Below are 18,743 nucleotides of genomic sequence, written 5' to 3'. Positions count from 1 at the left end.
GTTTAAAGCCAAAGTAACCACCATGTCAACCATTGCCACCAACTACCGTCGCACGTTGATCTTGCTTTGGCTTGCCGCTGCTGTGTTGCTGGGGCTGAGCTGGTGGCATGTGGTTGCTCTGGTCAATGAAAGCCACGACAAAGAAATTGCTACTGCCGAGCACGATTTGGCCAACCTGACCCGCGTCAGACAGGAGCATGCCAACCGCACGTTTCGCGGTGCTGACCAGGTGATTCGCTTCATCCAATCGCGCTATCTTGAAATTGGCAACAAACTCGATCTGGCTGAGCTCACGCGCAAGGGCGTGATTGACGCCGAAATTTTTCCGCAGGTTGGCATCATTGATGCGCGCGGTATTTATGTGTTGGCCAACTTGCCCGTTACCGGCAAGCTTGATTTGTCAGATCGCGAGCACTTCAAGGTGCATGTGGCTGCCGACAACGGCGAGCTGTTTGTGTCGAAGCCGGTGCTTGGGCGTGCCAGCGGCGAGTGGTCGATTCAGCTGACACGGCGCATCACCCGCGACAACGGTGACTTTGCGGGCGTGGTGGTGGTGTCGATTGCGGTGGACTATTTCAATCATTTCTACAGCGATCTCAAATTGGGCAGCCAGGGTGTGGTGGCGCTGTATGGCCTTGACGGCATTGCCCGCGTGCGCAGGGTCGGCGACAAGGAAGATGTAGGCGCCAACGCCGCCGGTGCGCCCATGTTTACGCGCATGGCGCAGGGCCAGCTTGAGGGGAGCTACAGTAATCGCTCGATAGTCGACGGCATTGACCGGTTGTATTTTTACCGCAAGATACCCGGTTACCAACTGGTGGTGGTGGATGGCCTGGATACCCATTACCTGCTGGCTAACCACAACAGCGCCAAACAAGCGCTATGGCTGCAAGCGGCCATGGTCAGCTTGTTGATTCTGGCGCTGGCTGCTGCGTTAACACGCTATTTGCGCCAGTTGCGCCGGGAGTTTGGTATCCGCCAGCGGGCGCAGCAGCAGGTTGAAGAGCGCAATGAGCAACTCAACGCCATTTTTGAATTGAGTCCAGATGGCTTTGTGTCCTTTGATGTGCACAAACGCGTCAAATACGTCAGTACGGCGTTTGCACAATTGACCGGCCAGGGCGAAGAGCAGCTAGAGGGCCTGGACGAGCGCGATTTCTCAGCTTGGTTGGCGCAGCGTTGCACGCCCAACAGAGATTTCGTGAGCGTTGCCGCTTTGCGTGCACAAGTGTCAAGTGGCCGACCTGATCACCGTGAAGTGATTGAGCTCAATGCACCCCACAAGCGCGTGTTGCAGATGGGTATGCGCTGCAGCGGGTCAAACCAGGTATCACAAATTTTGTACCTGCGCGACGTGACCCGCGAGACCGAAGTCGACAACATGAAAAGCGAATTTTTGGCCACCGCTGCACACGAACTGCGCACGCCGATGGCCAGTATTTTGGGGTACTCCGAAATCTTGCTGAATCAGGCGTTTGACAGTGCCACCCAGCATGAGTTTTTGGACACCATTTACAGCCAGTCCAAGCTGATGGCGAACATACTCAATGAACTGCTTGACTTGGCGCGCATTGAAGCCCGACGTGACAAAGACTTTCGATACACCCAGATTGAATTGCACGAACTGCTGACTGATCTGGGCAAGAGCTACCCCTTGCCCGCCGGGCGCAGTGTGCCTGAGCTCAACTTGCCAGGACAAGCACTTTGCTTGATGGCCGACGTGGGCAAACTGCGCCAAGCGCTGCTGAATGTGATCTCCAACGCCTACAAATACTCGCCCAACGGTGGTTCGGTGCAAATCAGAGCCTGGGTTCCCGATGTTGCCGGGCAGCCGCCCATGGTGTGCATTGAGATCACTGACCATGGCATAGGCTTAACCCCAGAGCAAATCAAACGGGTTTGCGAACGCTTTTATCGGGCTGACACCTCGGGCAAGATTTTGGGCACCGGTTTGGGCATGAGCATCGTCAAAGAAATCATTGAGCTGCACCTCGGCCAACTCAGCATTGACAGCACGCCTGGCCAAGGCACGTCTGTGTGGCTGTGTTTGCCGACTCACACCACGCCGAGCGGTCGCATGGCTGACTCGCGTCCGGCGGACTTGCGCTGATTTTTCATGGTGCAGCTGCAAAACCGTCGTTACTTGACCTGGCCGGCACTGGGCACCGTCAGCATGGCATTGGTGATGGCCGTGCTGCTGGTGTTGCAACTTACCCAGCGCCAGGCCATCCTGGCTGGCAACAATTTGCAGGCTGACATGGTCAGCACCTTGGTATTTCAGTTTGAACGCGAATTTTTGCGTTTTCGTCAAACGCTTGATAGCAGCATCAACAGCCGTACACCACCCGATGCCGACGCCCTGAGCCTGCGCTATGACATCTTTATCAGCCGGCTCAACCTGTTGCGCGACAACCCCAGCACGGGCGATTTATTGCAGTTGCCAGCGTACCAAGATACCTTGCCAAAAGTTGACACATTGATCGCAAGCACGGATCAGGCGTTGGTGCAAACCCCTTTGGAAAAGGCTACATTGGTTGCACTACTGGACGGCTACAACGCGTTGGGCCCTGACGTGCAGGCACTGAGCTTGTCTGCAAATTCCTTGATTGCCAAAACCGTGGAGCGCCAAAAAGCTGCACTGCTGTCACAGAACAACCAGATTTTGACGCTTACCGCCGTGCAGCTTGCTTTGTTATTGTTAGCTGCTGCCTCTCTGATGCTATGGCAGCGGCGCCAGTTGCGTGAGCGCCTGGCGTTGGAGGAGTTGTCAGAAAGCCTGCGCCAAGCCAAACGCGCAACAGACAACGCGAACCGCCAGATTGAGGAACGCAACGAACAGCTCAATGCCATTTTTGAGCTTAGCCCTGACGGCTTTGTGTCATTTGATGCGCACAAACGCGTGAAGTACATCAGCCCGGCGTTCACCCAATTGACCGGCCAAGGCGCGCAACAGTTGGCGGGTCTGTGTGAGCACGATTTTTCGGTTTGGCTGGCACAGCGCTGCGCGCCGGGCACCCCGTTTGTTGGTGTCGCCGCCTTGCGTGACCAAGCCCTGCACGGCGGAGCCGAAAAGCGTGAGTTGATTGAACTGGCCTTGCCCACAAAACGGGTGTTGCAAGTAGGCTTGCGCAGCAACACCACCGGCCAGGTGTCGCAAATTTTGTACTTGCGCGATGTCACGGTCGAAACCGAAGTTGACCACATGAAGAGCGAATTTTTGGCCACCGCCGCACATGAGCTTCGCACCCCGATGGCCAGCATCTTTGGTTTTTCAGAAATTTTGCTGCATGAAAAGTTTGATGAACCCACCCAACAGGAGTTCTTGAACACCATCTACGAGCAGTCCAGGTTGATGGCCGACATCCTCAATGAGCTGCTTGACCTGGCCCGCATTGAAGCCCGGCGCGACAAAGACTTTCGCTACACCCAGGTCAACCTACAAGAGTTGCTATGTGATCTGATCAAGGGTTACCAATTGCCTTCTGGGCGCAACGCCCCGGAGCTGGACCTGCCTCTGTCTCCTTTGTATTTGATGGCTGATGCCGGCAAACTGCGCCAGGCGTTGCTCAATGTGATCTCGAATGCCTATAAATATTCACCCCAGGGCGGGGCGGTGCATGTGAAAGCTGCGGTTGAAGACGCCGTGGGCCAGGCACCCAGGGTCAACATTTCGGTTACTGACCACGGCATTGGCTTGACCGCAGAACAACTCAAACGTGTGTGCGAGCGTTTTTATCGAGCCGACACCTCGGGCAAGATTTTGGGCACTGGCTTGGGCATGAGCATCGTCAAAGAAATCATTGAACTGCACCGTGGCCAACTCAGCTTGACCAGCACACCTGGCCAGGGCACCTCTGTGTGCCTGTGCCTGCCCACCTATTCGACGCTGCAAGACGGTTTTGCTGCTAATCCGCTGCTGCGTCGTGTGACTGATACCCGCCCGGCAGACCTCAACTGATTTTTGTGCAACTGACCCAACTGTTCAAAATGGCTAGCCAACAAGTGACCGACATCGTCGGACGTCAAAATCATGAACTTTATTGAGCGCCTTACGCTGGGTAACAAACTGCGCTGGGGGATTGGTTTGCTGTTGGGGCTTACGGTGGTGATTGGTGCCCAGGCGATTTACAGCGCGCGCCAGCAAGCCGAGCAGGTGCGACGCATGTATGAGTTGGAAGTGCTGGGTATATCGGCCATCAAGGAGGCCAATATCCATTTGATGGAAGTGGGCCGCGCACTGCGGCAAATGCTGCTGGCGCCCAATGCCGGCGAGCGCCTCAAAGCGCATCAGGACCTCAGCGCTGCGCGCCAGTTGCTGTTGCACAGTATTGAACAAAGCAAACCGCATTTTGTGGAAAATGAAAATCAGCGCCTGCTGGTCGCCACGCAGGACAGCGTGACGCTGTACCTGGAAAGTGTTAACCATATTTTGAGCCAAGTGACAGACAACGCTCACTTCAGCGTCAATGGCACGGCGACGGAACTGTTCAAAGCGCATAACGTGGCGGTGTTTACAGAAAGCGACCGGCTGATGGCCGAGTTGGTCAAGAAGAAGGAAGCAGGTGCGTTGCAGGCGTGGCACGATGCACAACAGTTTGCCCGCAGCACCGAACACCTGAGCCTGTCCCTGCTGTTGATTGGCTTGCTGGCCGGCTTAGGCGTGGGTTTGTTGCTGGCAGCATCGGTGCGTGGCCCCATTGAGCGGTTGCGCGCCAGTGTGGACGGGATGGCCCAAGGCCAGTTGGATCAAGCCGTACCACACACTGATTTTGGCAATGAGATCGGCGACATGGCCCGCTCCATCACTGTGCTGCAGCAAGCCGCACGTGACGTGGAGACCCAGCGGTGGGTCAAAGCCAGTGCTGCTGATGTGGAAGCCAGCGTTTTGCGTATTGAAGACGAGCGCGAGTTTGCCCGCACCTTGATGACGCAGTTGGGCAATTTGGTGGGTGCCCAAGCCAGCCTGATGTATGTGTGGCAAGCCACCCCGCAGCACTATGGGTTGGCAGGTTCTTTCGGTGTGACCCATGCGGAGAATGTGCCAGAGAGCTTTGCCATCGGGCAGGGACTGGTGGGTTTGTGCGCCAGCCAAGCCAGACCCCTGTCTTTGACGGATGTGGCGCAATCGCATTTGCGCTTGACCTCTGGCTTGTTGGATGCCCAGCCGCGCAATGTGTTGATCACCCCGGTGATCAGTGTCGGCAGCAACCAGGTGATGGCGGTACTGGAGCTGTGCAGTGTGGGGGCTTTCAATGCACGCCACCAGGCTTTGCTGGACGAGTTGCTGCCTCTGGTGGCGTTAAATCTGGAAATTTTGGAGCGCAACCGTGTCACCCGTGAGTTGCTCACCCAAACCCTGGCGCAGGCGCATGAGTTGCAGCAGTCTGAAGAAGAGCTCACGGTTCAGCAAGAAGAACTGCGCAACCAGGCCGAAGAACTGCACGTGCAAGTGGTGCAGACCCAAGACGCCAAAAACATGGCTGAAGAAGCGACCCGCGCCAAGAGTGAATTTTTGGCGAATATGAGCCACGAGATTCGCACCCCGATGAATGCTGTCATTGGCCTGTCGCACTTGGCGCTGAAAACTGCGTTGAACGATAAACAGCGCGACTATGTGAAAAAAATCCACAGTGAAGGCAAAGCGCTGCTGGGCATCATCAATGACATTCTGGATTACTCCAAAATGGAAGCCGACAAGATGACGCTGGAGTCTGTGCCATTCTGGCTAGACAACGTGCTGGACAGTGTGAGCACGCTAGTGGCGCAAAAAGCGCGTGAGAAAAATCTTGAATTTTTGATTCATGTGCAGCCAGGCGTCCCGCAGGCCTTGCTGGGCGATGCCACCCGATTCAAGCAAGTGCTGACCAACCTGATCAGCAACGCCATCAAGTTCACTGAAACAGGCCAGGTCAAGGTGGGCATCGCGCTAATGCCGCGCCTGATTGACAGCTTGGATCAGGCCGATGCGGCCAACCGGGTGCAACTGCAAGTGAGCGTGAGCGACACCGGCATTGGCATGACCGAGCGGCAATGCCAGAGCTTGTTCACCTCATTCAACCAGGCAGACAGTTCCACCACCCGGCGCTTTGGTGGCACCGGGCTGGGGCTGGCTATTTCCAAGCGTTTTGTCGAGATGATGGGCGGGGACATCAGGGTTAGTTCTGAACCCGATGTGGGCAGTACCTTTGTGGCCACCCTTTGGTTCGGTGAGTCGGCACAGCAAACCCGCGTGCCCTTACCCGCCCGAACTGAGCATGGCATGCGTGTCCTGGTGGTCGACGACAACGATTCCGCACGACAAATTTTGACCGAGCAGTTGACCAGTTTGGGGCTACGAGCGCACGCGGTGGCGGGCGGGGCCGAGGGCTTAAGCGCCCTGCGCGGTGCTGATCTGGCCGACCCTTACGAACTTGTCATGATGGATTGGCAGATGCCGGGCATGGATGGTCTTGATGCCACCAGGCGCATTGTGCAAGACACCACCCTGGCGCACCAACCTGCGGTGGTGCTGGTGACGGCCTTTGGCGCGGATGAGGCGCGCACCGAGGGTACCGCGGTTGGGGTCAACGCTTTTCTGGACAAGCCAGTAAGTCAGTCCCGGCTGTGGGACACGCTGGCGGGCCTCATTCGCCCGTACCCGATCGCCTTGAGCATGGGCAATTTGCCAATGGACCACCATGACAAACTTGCGGGCTTGAGCGTGCTGCTGGTGGAAGACAACGAGATCAACCAGCAAATTGCCCGTGAGTTGATGGCTTCATTTGGTGTGCATGTGACTGTGGCAGGTAACGGTCAGCAGGCGCTGGATTTGTTGCACGCGGCTCCTGATCCTTTACCCTACAGCCTGGTGCTGATGGATTTGCAAATGCCGGTGCTGGATGGGCATCAGGCCACGCTGGCATTGCGCCAGCAGCTGCGCTTTGAGAAGCTGCCGATCATCGCCCTGACGGCCCACGCCAGCGCCCAAGAGGCCAGCCGCTGCCTGACCGAAGGCATGAACGCCCACCTGGCCAAGCCGATCGACCCTGATGCCCTGTTCGCCTGCCTGGCCCAGTGGGGTGATAAGTCGATGGCCGGGGTTCAGTTGTTGTCCATTCCCGGCATTGATACAAACTTGGGCCTGCGCCTGTGCGCCAACAACCAAACGCTTTACACCACACTGTTGGCCAAGTTTTTGCGCAGCATCCAAGCCTTGCCAGCGCAGCTGCAAAGCGCGCTCGACCAAGGTCGGTTTGACGATGCCGAGCGCTTGGTGCATAGCCTCAAGGGCGTGGCCGGCAACATTGGCGCCACGGAGTGCGGTGCCTTGAGTGCCGAGCTGGAGCAAGTGCTGAGTCAGCTTGTTGCTGCCGACCTGGCAAAGGCGGGCATTACACGCTCAGACATTACCCTTGCGGGCCGGAACGGCCATTCAGTGGCCCTCGACCTGAAGCTTTTTGTGCTACCAATTTTGAAGCATCTTGCGCATTTGGAATATGCTCTACAGCTTGTTTTACCTTTAAATGAAGCGGCTTCTTCAAGCCATCAGGCGGTCGACCCCAAGCAGCTGAGCCTGGTCTGTATTGAGCTGGCAGACCTGCTGCGTGCCAACAGCATCGAGGCTGAGCAACTGCTGCAATCCCACAGCAAACTGTTGCACGCCGGTTTGGCTGACACCTTCATTCCATTGCAAACGCAAGTGCAAAACTTTGATTTTTCAGAGGCGCTGGTGACCTTGCAGGAAGCAGCCGTTGCTGCGCACATTGTTTTGAATTAGAAAGATGGTCATGGATTTGTTTTTACCGGTGAAGCCCACTGTATTGATCGTGGATGACTCACCTGCCAACCTGAGTTTGTTGGGTAACCTGCTCTGCAAGCTGTACACCGTCAAAGCGGTCAACCATGGAGCCAAGGCGCTCAAAATTGTCAGTGAAGAACAGCCAGATTTGATCTTGCTTGACATCATGATGCCCGACATCAGTGGCTATGAAGTTTGCCGAAGGCTCAAAGTCGACAAGCACACTAAGCACATCCCGGTGATTTTTCTGACCAGCAAGACAGAAGCCATCAGCGAAGAAATGGGCATGGCGATGGGCGCAGTGGACTACATCACGCGTCCGATCATTCCCGAGATACTGTTGTCTCGCGTGCGGGCGCATTTTCTTGAAGCGTCATATGTTCGCACCATGCGTGTCAACAATGAGTACCTGGAGTATGAGGTAAGCAAGCGCGCGCGCGATCTGGCCGAGCTTCAGCAGGTCACGATCTTGGCATTGGCATCCCTGGCGGAGGTGCGTGACCTTGAAACCGGCAGCCACCTGCGCCGCACCCAAAACTACATTCGCGTCCTGGCCAGGCGCCTGCGCTCGCATCCGAGATTTCTCAATGTGCTCAATGATGCGTTGATCGACATGTTGTACCAGTGCGCGCCGCTGCACGACATAGGCAAGGTGGGCATACCAGACCGCATTTTGCTCAAACCCGGTCGCTATGAGCCGCACGAGTTTGAGATCATGAAAGCCCACCCCCGGCTGGGTTTTGATGCGCTCAGTCATGCGCAAGAGGCGGCAGGGGCGAGCATCGAATTTTTGGAAATTGCCAAGCAAATAGTCTATTCGCATCACGAAAAATGGGATGGTTCAGGCTACCCGCAGGGTTTGGCCGGCGATGCCATACCGATTCCGGCGCGGTTGATGGCTATTGCTGATGTGTATGACGCACTCATCAGTAAGCGTGTTTACAAGCCCGGCATGAGCCATGAACAAGCAACGGACATCATTGTGCAAGGGCGTGGCAAGCACTTTGACCCCGATGTGGTGGATGCATTTTTGACGCTGGGCGCTGAGTTTCAGGACATTGCAAGTCGCTTTGCCGACAGCGATTCAGAGTTGCAGACAAAAGCCGCTTTTTTAGATACTGCCACTGGCGATGTGTTCGACAAATATATTGCGAGTGCAGGGCGTCTTTGATGAAAAATCCCGCAGATACAAACCTCATGAGTGCAGCCACGCGCTGGCTGGCGCCGCCTGTTTTTGAGGGCGATGAAGCCAAAACTCAACGTGCCAGCTTGCTTAACGGGCTCATTCTTTTGTGTCTGTCGACGACCTTGGTCGTGATTGCCGGTGGTTTGGTGGGAAACAACACACCCGCCGGCGCGCGGTTGGTGACGGTGGTGTGGTTTGTGGCGCTGTTGCTGGCGAGGCGCATGGTACATGCAGGCAAACTGGCGCTGGTCTCTGCGACCCTGGGCGCGCTCCTTTTTGTCGTGATCATTTTGGCCAGCATCAGCCTGGGAACTATCCGCACGCCAACGGCGTCGTTCTTTATATTCTGGGTGATTCTGGTCGGCAGTTTGTATCAGGTGCGTGGCATTGTGATGGCCACCGTGGCGAGTTCGCTGGCGATTCTGGGCTTGATCCTGGCTGAGAATTCGGGTGTGTTGCCCGCGCCAAATTACACCGTGGGTGTGACGCAATGGATCGTTTCCACGATCTCGTTTGTCATGGCGGCAGGCGCTGTTTACTTCACCCAGTACCGTGGACAAAAATTGTTGTCCCAAGCGCAGCGCGAAGCCCAACACCGCTTGCTGGCCGATGAACGCCTGCGCGAACAAGAGCAAGTGCTTCAAACCATCATTGACCATGTGCCGGCCATCATCGGCTCGTGGGACAAGCATTTGATCAACCGCTTTGGCAACATGGCCTATGCGCAGTGGTTTGCGGTTGACCCTGCCACCATGCCTGGCAAGCACTTTCGCGAGGTGGTTGGTGAAGACCTGTATCAGCGCAATCTGCCTTACATTGAGCGTGTGCTTACAGGGCAGGCGCAACATTTCGAGCGCACCATCCCAGACCCCTACGGCAAGTGCCAGCGTCAAACCTTAACGCAATATGTGCCTCAACTGGTGGCGGGCGAAGTGCAGGGCTTTTACACCATTGTGTTTGATGTGTCTGACCTGCAACAGGCCAAACAGACCGCTGAAGCCGCGTCGCTTGCCAAAAGCCAGTTTCTGGCCACCATGAACCATGAGCTTCGCACCCCGATGAACGGTATTTTGGGCATGGCGCAATTGCTGGTGAAGCCGCAGGTGCCCGAGTCTGACCGCATGCAGTACGCACAAACCATTCTTGACTCCGGGCGCGGGCTGCTGATGCTGCTGAACGACATTCTGGACTTCTCCACGGTGGAGGCGGGCAAGCTCGCGTTGGAGACCATGGCCTTTGCGCCCGCATCCGTGGTCGATGACATCAATACCTTGTTTGCCGAGGTCGCACATGCCAAAGGATTGCAGTTGGAAGCAAAGTGGCAAGGGCCTGCTGGCGTTCGCTATTTGGGCGACCCCTCAAGGTTGAGGCAGATGGTCTCTAACCTGGTGGGAAATGCCATCAAATTCACGGCGCAAGGTGGCGTGCGGGTACTAGCGACCGAGCTAGCGCGGCAGGATGGCTTTGCCGAACTGGTGTTTTCCGTGACAGACTCGGGCATTGGTTTGACAACCGAGCAACAGGGCATGTTGTTTCAGTCGTTTCGCCAGGCAGACAACTCCATCACCCGCAATTTTGGTGGCACCGGGTTGGGGTTGTCGATTGTGAGCCGCTTGGCTGAGTTGATGGGGGGCGAAGCGGGCATTGAAAGCGAGGCAGGCCAGGGCGCACGCTTTTGGTTTCGCATTCGGCTCGCCGTGGCCGCCACCTTGCCGCAGCCGATGGAACTTGCACCCTGTGCGACAACGGGGGCTGACCCCGAGCCGATGTTGCCAGCGCGAAAAAGGAGCGCCAAAATTTTGGTGGCTGAGGACAATGCGGTGAATCGCCTGGTGATCAATGCTGTGTTGCGAAATTTGGCGCATTTTGACTTGACACTCAATATGGTGGAGAACGGCCAGCAAGCGCTGGACTTCATCATCCAGGGCGGCGCGCCCGACGTGGCGCTGATGGATGTGCAAATGCCGGTCATGGATGGCCTGACTGCGGTCGCGCAAATTCGCCAATGGGAAGCCGCGCAGGGCAAGGCGCGTTTGCCCATCATTGCGCTGACCGCCAATGCTTATGAAGAAGATCGCCAAAATTGTTTCGCCGTGGGCATGGATGATTTCCTGGCCAAACCGCTGGACATTGGCAAGCTTGAAGCCGCATTGGGGTGCTGGCTGAAGTGATGTTTAGGTGTTAAATTATTTATGCTCTTTATGCCTCAAGCGCTTGATACATAAGCGCAAGAAGCTACTATTTTTACAGTGATTGAACCCATGACAAACCCTGCCCGCCGCCGTGCCGATCATCCCGATGGCGGATTGATGGAGGCCAATGCGCTGCTGCGCATGGTGATTGATGAGAATCCCAACATCATCCTGATGAAAGATTGGGACGGCAAGTTTCTGCTGGGCAACCGGGCCCTGGCTGGCTTGTACGGCACCACCCCAGATGGGCTGGTGGGCAAGGACGACGGGGCCTTTAACCCGAACGCCGAACAGGTGGCCTTTTACCTGCAAAACGTGCGCGATGTCATGGCGGGCGGCAAGACCCAGGTGGTGATGGAAGCGTCCACCAATGCTGCCACCGGCGAGACCCAGTACTACCAGTCAATCAAAATCCCGCTGACCACGCCTGAGGGCAAAAAGCAGATTTTGGTGATTGCCAACGATGTCTCGGAGCTCAAGCGAACACAGCAAAAGCTTGAAGAAAGCGAGCGACGCCTGCGCTATGTGCTTGATGCCACTGGTGAAGGGGTTTGGGATTGGGACATTGCCACTGGCATCGTCACCCACAACCGGCGCTGGTGCCAGATTGCCGGGCTGGATGACGCTTACCTGCAACACCCGCTGCCTGTCTTTGCGGCGCTGCTGCATCCCGATGACAAGCCCCAGGTGATGGAAAAATTGCAGGCATGCCTGGCGGGCAAGCCACGTTACCAAAGCGAGCACCGCATGCGCTTGAAGGATGGCCAGGTGGTGTGGGTGCTGGACCGGGGCGATGTGGTGGAGCGCGATGCTCAGGGCGCTGCGTTGCGCATGGTGGGCAGTTTTGTGGACATCAGTGAACGCAAAGCGGCCGAGCTGGCGGCTGAGCGGTCCAGCAACTTGCTGCATGAGGCGGTCAACAGCATTGACCAGGGGTTCTCCATTTTTGACGCGCAAGACAGGCTTTACCTGTGCAACGATGCCTTTCTGAATTTTTACGAAACCAGCTGCGATCTGATTGTGCCGGGTGCCACGTTTGAGGAGATTGTTCGTCAGGGTGCTGAACGCGGTCAGTACAAAGATGCCATGCCGGATGTGGACGCTTGGGTCAGGCAGCGCGTGGCAAAACACCAATCTGCCAATGGCGAGCTGATAGAGCAGCAATTGGCCGATGGCCGTTGGCTGTTGGTGGTGGAGTACCGCACACCCAGTGGGTTCATTGTGGGCAACCGTCTTGACATCACCGAACTCAAGGCGACGGCCCAGGCGTTGAGCCAACGCGAGCTGCATTTGCGTGAGCACGTTGAGCAGCTCAACGCTATTTTTGACCTGAGCCCCGATGGTTTCGTGACCTTTGATAGCGCCAAACGCGTTAAATATGTCAGCCCGGCCTTCACTGATTTGACGGGGCTGCCTATGCATGAAGTGATGGGTGTTGACGAGGCCAATTTTTCAAACAAGCTGGCGCTGCTTTGCTTGCCTCAAGCCAGATTTCCTGGCCTGGCCGCGCTGCGTGCCAACCTCCTGGTGGGGGTTGCTGCACCAGCATTGGTTGGCGAGACCGCGTCAAGCCGGCCAAACCATGCACAGCGCCAAGTAATTGAACTGGCGGATGCCAGCAAACGGGTACTTGAATTGGGGCTGCGTGAATCAGCAGCAGAGGGTGTTTCGCAAATCCTGTATTTGCGGGATATCACCCACGAGATCGAGGTGGACCGCCTGAAATCCGAATTTCTGAGCACGGCAGCGCATGAGCTGCGCACCCCCATGGCCAGTATTTATGGTTTTGCCGAGGTGCTACTGAAGCAGAAGGTCAATGCGGCTGAGAGGATGGAGTTTTTGAACATCATCTTCAGTCAGTCCGAATTGATGTCGTCCATTTTGAATGAGCTGTTGGACCTGGCTCGAATTGAGGCGCGTCAGGGCAAAGATTTCGTCATTGAGACTACGCCCGTGCAACGCCTGGTGGCGGATGTGGTGGGCAGTTTCAAATGGCCGGCAGGGCGAACAGCGCCCGCCCTGGCTGCACCGGAGTCACCGTTGTTCATTGCTGCTGACCGTAAGAAAGCCATGCAGGCGGTCTTGAATGTGCTGTCAAACGCTTATAAGTACTCCAGCTTGCAGGGTCAGGTGAGCATCCTTATTGAACCGCGAGCCGCCATGGTGGCGATTCAAATTTCTGACCAGGGCATTGGCATGACATCCGGGCAAGTCTGCCGCGTAGGTGAGCGGTTTTACCGTGCCGACACCTCAGGCAAGGTCTCGGGCACAGGCTTGGGCATGAGCATCGTCAATGAAATCCTGGCGTTGCATCAAGGCAGTGTGGCGGTTGAAAGCGTGCTTGGGCGGGGAACAACCGTGACACTGTTGTTCCCAATGGTTTTTAAGTAGGGGCAATAGCGTCCAAAATAGAAAACAAAGCTAATGGCTATCGCTCATGGTGTCTGGAATGCAGGGCAGTGTGTGCGCCAGCCCGTGTTTGAGCATTGTTCAAAAACTTGATCAGGGTTTACCCTTGAATTGATCTGGAAAACAGGTATTTGCAGGCTTTTCGGTCTTTTACGACTGTTGCTGTCTTGCAAAATCGGACCATCAAAGGATGCCCACATGACACTGCAATACCAACTCAAAGAAGGCAACTATCACCTTTATGACCTCAGCACCCCGGCCAGTAAGGTCACCGGGGAGCATCGCCTGCGGCTGAAAACCGACACCGTGGCGATTGCCTTTGAGGTCAGCACCGGCGCGCTGCGTGAGCACGGCAGCCCCGTGCGCATCCACTGCTGGGCCAACAACACACGGCGGCGCCTGCGGGCCAGTGGCGCCCTGGCCAGCGCCAATGACATCGTAGTGGTGTCGGGCCCGCTGCCGGTGGACGAGATCAACAAGTGCCTGAAGATTGACGGCTATTGCCGCGACATGTACACCCGGCTGCATGAGTTGCCACACGGCAAGCGCTTGGGGCGCACCGCAGGCAGTGCTCAAGGCGCCACGCATTAGCTATTAAATAAATAGCTGCTTACGCTTGTTTTGTAAGGGCTGCAGGCTGATTTGTCATAAATTCAACCAGACCCATACCAGTGCCAACGAGAGCAGTGTCACAGGCACACCCACCCGGGCGTGCAGGCGCCAGTCGATCATCACGCCACTTTTTTGCGCCAGGTCGACCACGATCAAATTGGCAATCGAGCCGACCAATAGCAAGTTGCCGGCCAGGGTGCTGACCAGTGCCAGCGTCAGGCCGGCCTCAAAACCCTTGAGGTGCGGCAACAGCAGCATCACGGCGGGCACATTCGACACCAAATTGGACAAGCCCACGCCGGCCACAAACAGCGGCCCGGGGTCGGCCAAATGCACCCCCTGCGCCGCCAACAGTGCCACCGCTTGCGCTGCCAGCCCGGTGGACCCGAACGCGTGGTTGACCACAAACAAGCCCATGAAAAGCACAAGCAAGGGCCAGTCCACAAAACCCATGACGTGCGACGAATGCAAGCGCCGGCTCAGCAGCAGCACGCCGGCGCCTACCAGCGCAGCCACCTCGCGCGGCCAGTCGGTGAACATAAACACCGCCATCAGCGTTGCCGCTACCACCAGGCCCTTGGTGGTTTGCCAGGCGTCAAAAGGCCGGTCATCGCTTGGTGGCAAGTGGTTGCCTGAGTCAGCCGGCTGGTCGGCCCGGGCTTGCGCGCGTGCACCCGGGCCCCATGCCAGCCAGGCCCATAGCACCAGCAGACTGAGTGCGACGGGCGGCAGCGCCTGGCGCATGTAGCCACCAAACGGCAGCTGCAGCACCGAGCCAATCAGCATGTTTTGCGGGTTGCCAATCAGTGTGGCGGCCGAGCCAATGTTGGCGGCGCAGGCCAGCCCGAGCAGAAATGGCACCGGGTTCAGGCGACGCTGCAGGCACAGTTGCGCCACCACCGGGGTCATGGCCAGGCAGATGATGTCGTTAGAAAAAACCGCTGACAGAGCGCCAGCCGTGGCAATGATCGCGCCCAGCAAGGCGTTGCGCCCCAGCGGCAGCGCTGCCACTTGTCGCGTGACAAAGGTGTAAAAACCGCCCAGACGCATTTGCGCCGACACCACCATGAAGGAAAACAGCAGCAGCACGGTGGGCCAATCCACCGCACGCGCGGCTTGCTCGGTGCTCATGGCGCCCAGGCCCATGACGCCAATGGCCCCCAACAGGGCGACGCCCGAGCGGTCGAGCTTCAGGCGCGGCAGGCCGCCCAGAATCATGCCCAGATAGACCAGGACGAAGATGGCGACGATGCTCCAGTCGGTCAGGTCATGGCTGGTCATGGTGCGGGCAACGCGGTCCACGCCGCATCCGGCCGCCAGTGCTGCACCCACGCAGGCAAGTCTGCGGCGGGCATCGGGCGGGCAATGCCGTAGCCTTGCGCCAGTTCGCAGCCCAGCTGCAGCAAGGCCGTGCCGTGCGCCACGGTTTCGACACCTTCGGCAATCACCTCGCGCTTGAAGGCCCGTGCCAGGCCAATCACGCCTTGCAAAATGGCCAGGTCATCGGCGTCGTCAAGCATGTCGCGCACAAAGCTCTGGTCGATCTTGAGGGCGGCCACGGGCAGGCGTTTCAGGTAGGTCAGGGACGAGTAGCCGGTGCCAAAGTCGTCCATGGCAAACAGCACGCCGAGCTGGCGGCAGGCCTCAATCACTTGTGACACCCCGGCCATGTCTTCCAGCGCGCTGGTTTCCAGCACCTCAAGCTCCAGGCTGCTGGGCTCGACGCCAGGGTGCGCGGCCAAAATACCTTGCAAGCGGGGCACAAAATCACGTTGTTGCAACTGGCGCGCGCCCACATTGACGCTCAACGGCATGGCCAGCCCCTGCGCCTGCCAGGCCTGCATCTGGCTCAAAGCGGTGTGCATCACCCACTCGCCCACCTCGATGGCGAGCGCGTGGTTTTCAATCACCGGCAGGAACGCGGCCGGCGCCAGTAGGCCCTGCTGCGGGTGTTGCCAGCGGATCAGGGCCTCGGCGCCCACCACCTGGCCGGTGCGCATGTTGACCTTGGGCTGGTAGTACAGCACCAGCTCGCCATGCTGCAAGGCGTAGCGCAGTTGCGCCAGGCTTTCGTGGTGGCCGCGCGCGCTGCGGTCTTGCTCGGCGTCAAACACATGAAAACGGTTTTTGCCCGACAACTTGGCCTGGTACATGGCCTGGTCGGCCTGGCGTTGCAGCTGGTCGGCATCGATGTCGTCTGCCTGCGGGTAAAAGGTGACCCCCAGGCTGGCTGAGACCTGCAGGGTTTTGTTGTCCAGCATCAGCGGCTCATGGGCGGCGGCCAGCAGGCGGCTCAAGAGCGGGGCGCAGGCGCCCGAGTCGGGCAAATCCACCAGCACCGCCACAAACTCGTCGCCGCCGATGCGGGCCAGCGTGTCGCCTTCACGCAGGATTTGTTTCATGCGCCCGGCCAGGGCCATCAGCATCTGATCGCCGGCACCATGACCATGGGTGTCGTTGATGAGTTTGAAGCCGTCCAGGTCGAGGTACACCACCGCCAGCAGTTCGCCACGCCGCTGCACGTTGTGCATGGCTTGCTTGAGCCGGTCGGCCAGCAGCACCCGGTTGGGCAGGCCGGTGAGGGCATCAAAGTGGGCCAGGCGCTCAAGCTGTTGTTCGTGCAGTTTGAGGGCGGTGATGTCTGAGAACAGGGCCACAAAGTGCTTGACCTCGCCCTGCTCATCACGCACGGCGCTGATGGTTTGCATCTCGGCAAACACCTCGCCGTTTTTGCGCCGGTTCCAGATTTCACCGTACCAGTGGCCGTGTGTCTTGATGTTCTCCCACATCACCGCGTAATAGGTTGGGGTCTGTCGGCCTGAGTCGAGTAGGTGCGGGGTTTGGCCAACGGCCTCCTTGTGGCTGTAGCCGGTGATGCGGGTAAACGCCGCGTTGACGTCGATGATGGTGCCATCCACGTCGGTGATCATGATGCCCTCGCGCGCATGGCTGAACACGCTGGCGGCGAGCTGCTGGGCTTGGTCCGCGGCTTTGCGCTGGCTGATGTCGGTGACGGCAGCAATAAAGTAGCGTGGCTGGCCCAGTGCATCACGCACAAGTTTGGCCGCCAGATGGGCCCAAACCAACTGGCCGTTTTTATGGACGTAGCGCTTTTCCAGGCTGTAATGGTCTTCCTGGTGCTCGAACAGCCGTTGTATGTGAAGCCATTGGTTTGGCAAGTCTTGCGGGTAGGTGATTTTTTTAAAATCAAAACCAGGGCTCAGAAGCTCCTCACGGGTGTAGCCAATCAGCTCGCAAAACTGCTGGTTGACCTGCATGAAGCTGCCGTCTGGCGCTAGCTGTGCAATGCCAATGGCGGCGTTGTCAAACACGGCACGGAACATGGCCTCGCTGTCAGCCACCGCCTGGTTGTTGGCCAGCATGTTGGCGTGGTAATTTTGAAACAGCTGGCGCGACCAGCGGGAAAACACGTAAGAGGCGGCCAGGCCCAAGGTCAGCGCCAGCAGCAATGGCCACAGCAGGTCGCGCCAGCGCTGCGAAGGCGTGATGTTTTCCTGCAAGAGCTCACGCTGCACCGCCGCCTGCAATTCGTTGTCCTGCATGGCTGCCACCAGCACCCAGCCCCAGGGCTCCACCAAGCGCACCAGCGCCGTCTTTGCGACAACGGTTCCGCTGGCGCGATCAGGCCACTGGTAATGCACCACGCCGCCGCCAGCCTGAGCTTTGGCCTGCAACTGCAATAAGGCGGCGCTTTGCAGGGTCGGCATGTCCTGTATGCGTTTGCCCTCCAGGCTGGCATCCGACGGTGACAGCAGCGAATGGCCGCTGCGGTCCAGCAAGCCGATGTAACCGCTTTCGCCAAATCTAAGGCTGCGCAGGCGGGCAATCACCTCTTGTTTTTGCCGCTCTTCCCATTTGTAGGTGTAATCGCCGGTGCCAATCAACCAGTCATACGGGGCAAAGTAGCGCACATAGGCCAGCTTGTCGGCCATCACCTTGGGGTTGTCGGGCATGTACCAGCGGTAGCGTGAATAACCTTGGCCCTCGGGCTTGCGCGCTGCCTCAGTCAAGCCACGCATGATGTAGTGGCCGTTGTCGTCGCGGTTGTCCAGGTTGGTTGTGCCCTCAAGCTGGGGTGCGATGGGCAGCAAAATGAACTTTCCCTGCATGTCATCGATGAAGAAGTAGCCTCGGCCGTCATAAAAACGGGCCGGTCGCAGGGCTTCGGTGATCAGTCGTTTGACGTCGCCGGTGCCGCGAATGGGTGCTTCTTGCTGGTAGATGGCCTGTGCCATGTGCAGGGCCGTGTCCACTTGCTCGCGCAGGCTTTTGCGCAACACGTCTTCGGTGCGTTGGCGGGTAAATTCTAGAAAACTGGCGGCCGAATCCAGCTCTGCGGTGAGTCGGGCCAACTGCTGGGCTTGCACGGTTTCTGCCACCCGCATCAGGGACGCGCGGTGCTCTTGCGTGCTGCGCCATGAGAAATACCCACCCAGAGCGAGCGTGAGCAGAAGGATGATCGCCAGGGTACCGACCAGTTGCAGGCGTGGCAGTGTTTGCTCGTTTGCAGCAAAACGCATGGGTGGCATGGGTGTTTTCCTGCTTG

The 18,743-nt window shown here is 57.8% G+C and carries 9 protein-coding genes; 7 read left to right on the top strand and 2 right to left on the bottom strand.

Annotated elements, in window-relative coordinates; all coding sequences use genetic code 11:
* Nucleotides 1–22: 22 nt before the first annotated feature.
* The 7 genes from PHQ58_RS15530 (at nucleotide 23) to PHQ58_RS15500 (ending at nucleotide 14,155) form a co-directional block, all read left to right on the top strand.
* Complete coding sequence (locus tag PHQ58_RS15530; protein WP_300112416.1) at nucleotides 23–2,110, top strand: ATP-binding protein; 2,088 nt, start codon at nucleotides 23–25, stop codon at nucleotides 2,108–2,110.
* 6 nt (nucleotides 2,111–2,116) lie between these two features.
* On the top strand, nucleotides 2,117–3,958 hold the full coding sequence (locus tag PHQ58_RS15525; protein WP_300112414.1) for an ATP-binding protein: 1,842 nt from the start codon (nucleotides 2,117–2,119) through the stop codon (nucleotides 3,956–3,958).
* A gap of 72 nt (nucleotides 3,959–4,030) precedes the next feature.
* On the top strand, nucleotides 4,031–7,756 hold the full coding sequence (locus tag PHQ58_RS15520) for a response regulator (RefSeq protein ID WP_300112412.1): 3,726 nt from the start codon (nucleotides 4,031–4,033) through the stop codon (nucleotides 7,754–7,756).
* Between the two features lie 4 nt (nucleotides 7,757–7,760).
* Nucleotides 7,761–8,948, top strand: coding sequence for a two-component system response regulator (locus PHQ58_RS15515; RefSeq protein WP_300112410.1), 1,188 nt, complete (start codon nucleotides 7,761–7,763; stop codon nucleotides 8,946–8,948).
* Nucleotides 8,949–8,974: 26 nt separating this feature from the next.
* Nucleotides 8,975–11,134, top strand: a complete 2,160-nt coding sequence (locus PHQ58_RS15510; RefSeq protein ID WP_300112408.1) for an ATP-binding protein — start codon at nucleotides 8,975–8,977, stop codon at nucleotides 11,132–11,134.
* Nucleotides 11,135–11,224: 90 nt separating this feature from the next.
* The gene (locus tag PHQ58_RS15505) at nucleotides 11,225–13,546 is read left to right on the top strand and encodes a PAS domain S-box protein (RefSeq protein ID WP_300112406.1); all 2,322 of its coding nucleotides are present in this window, start codon (nucleotides 11,225–11,227) and stop codon (nucleotides 13,544–13,546) included.
* Nucleotides 13,547–13,762: 216 nt separating this feature from the next.
* A complete protein-coding gene (locus PHQ58_RS15500; protein ID WP_300112404.1) occupies nucleotides 13,763–14,155 on the top strand; it encodes a hypothetical protein in 393 nt (130 codons plus the stop codon).
* A gap of 54 nt (nucleotides 14,156–14,209) precedes the next feature.
* Here the strand turns inward: PHQ58_RS15500 and PHQ58_RS15495 are convergent, their stop codons facing one another.
* Together PHQ58_RS15495 and PHQ58_RS15490 are read right to left on the bottom strand one after the other, a co-directional pair.
* Nucleotides 14,210–15,478, bottom strand: coding sequence for an anion transporter (locus PHQ58_RS15495; protein ID WP_300112402.1), 1,269 nt, complete (start codon nucleotides 15,476–15,478; stop codon nucleotides 14,210–14,212).
* Entirely contained in the window at nucleotides 15,454–18,717 is a 3,264-nt protein-coding gene (locus tag PHQ58_RS15490; RefSeq protein ID WP_300112400.1) for an EAL domain-containing protein, read from the bottom strand. Before PHQ58_RS15490 ends, PHQ58_RS15495 begins: the two co-directional genes overlap by 25 nt.
* Nucleotides 18,718–18,743 lie beyond the last annotated feature (26 nt).

It is taken from the genome of Rhodoferax sp. (assembly GCF_028688795.1).
Classification (GTDB): domain Bacteria; phylum Pseudomonadota; class Gammaproteobacteria; order Burkholderiales; family Burkholderiaceae_C; genus Rhodoferax.
This window is presented reverse-complemented; position numbering and strand designations above follow the sequence as displayed.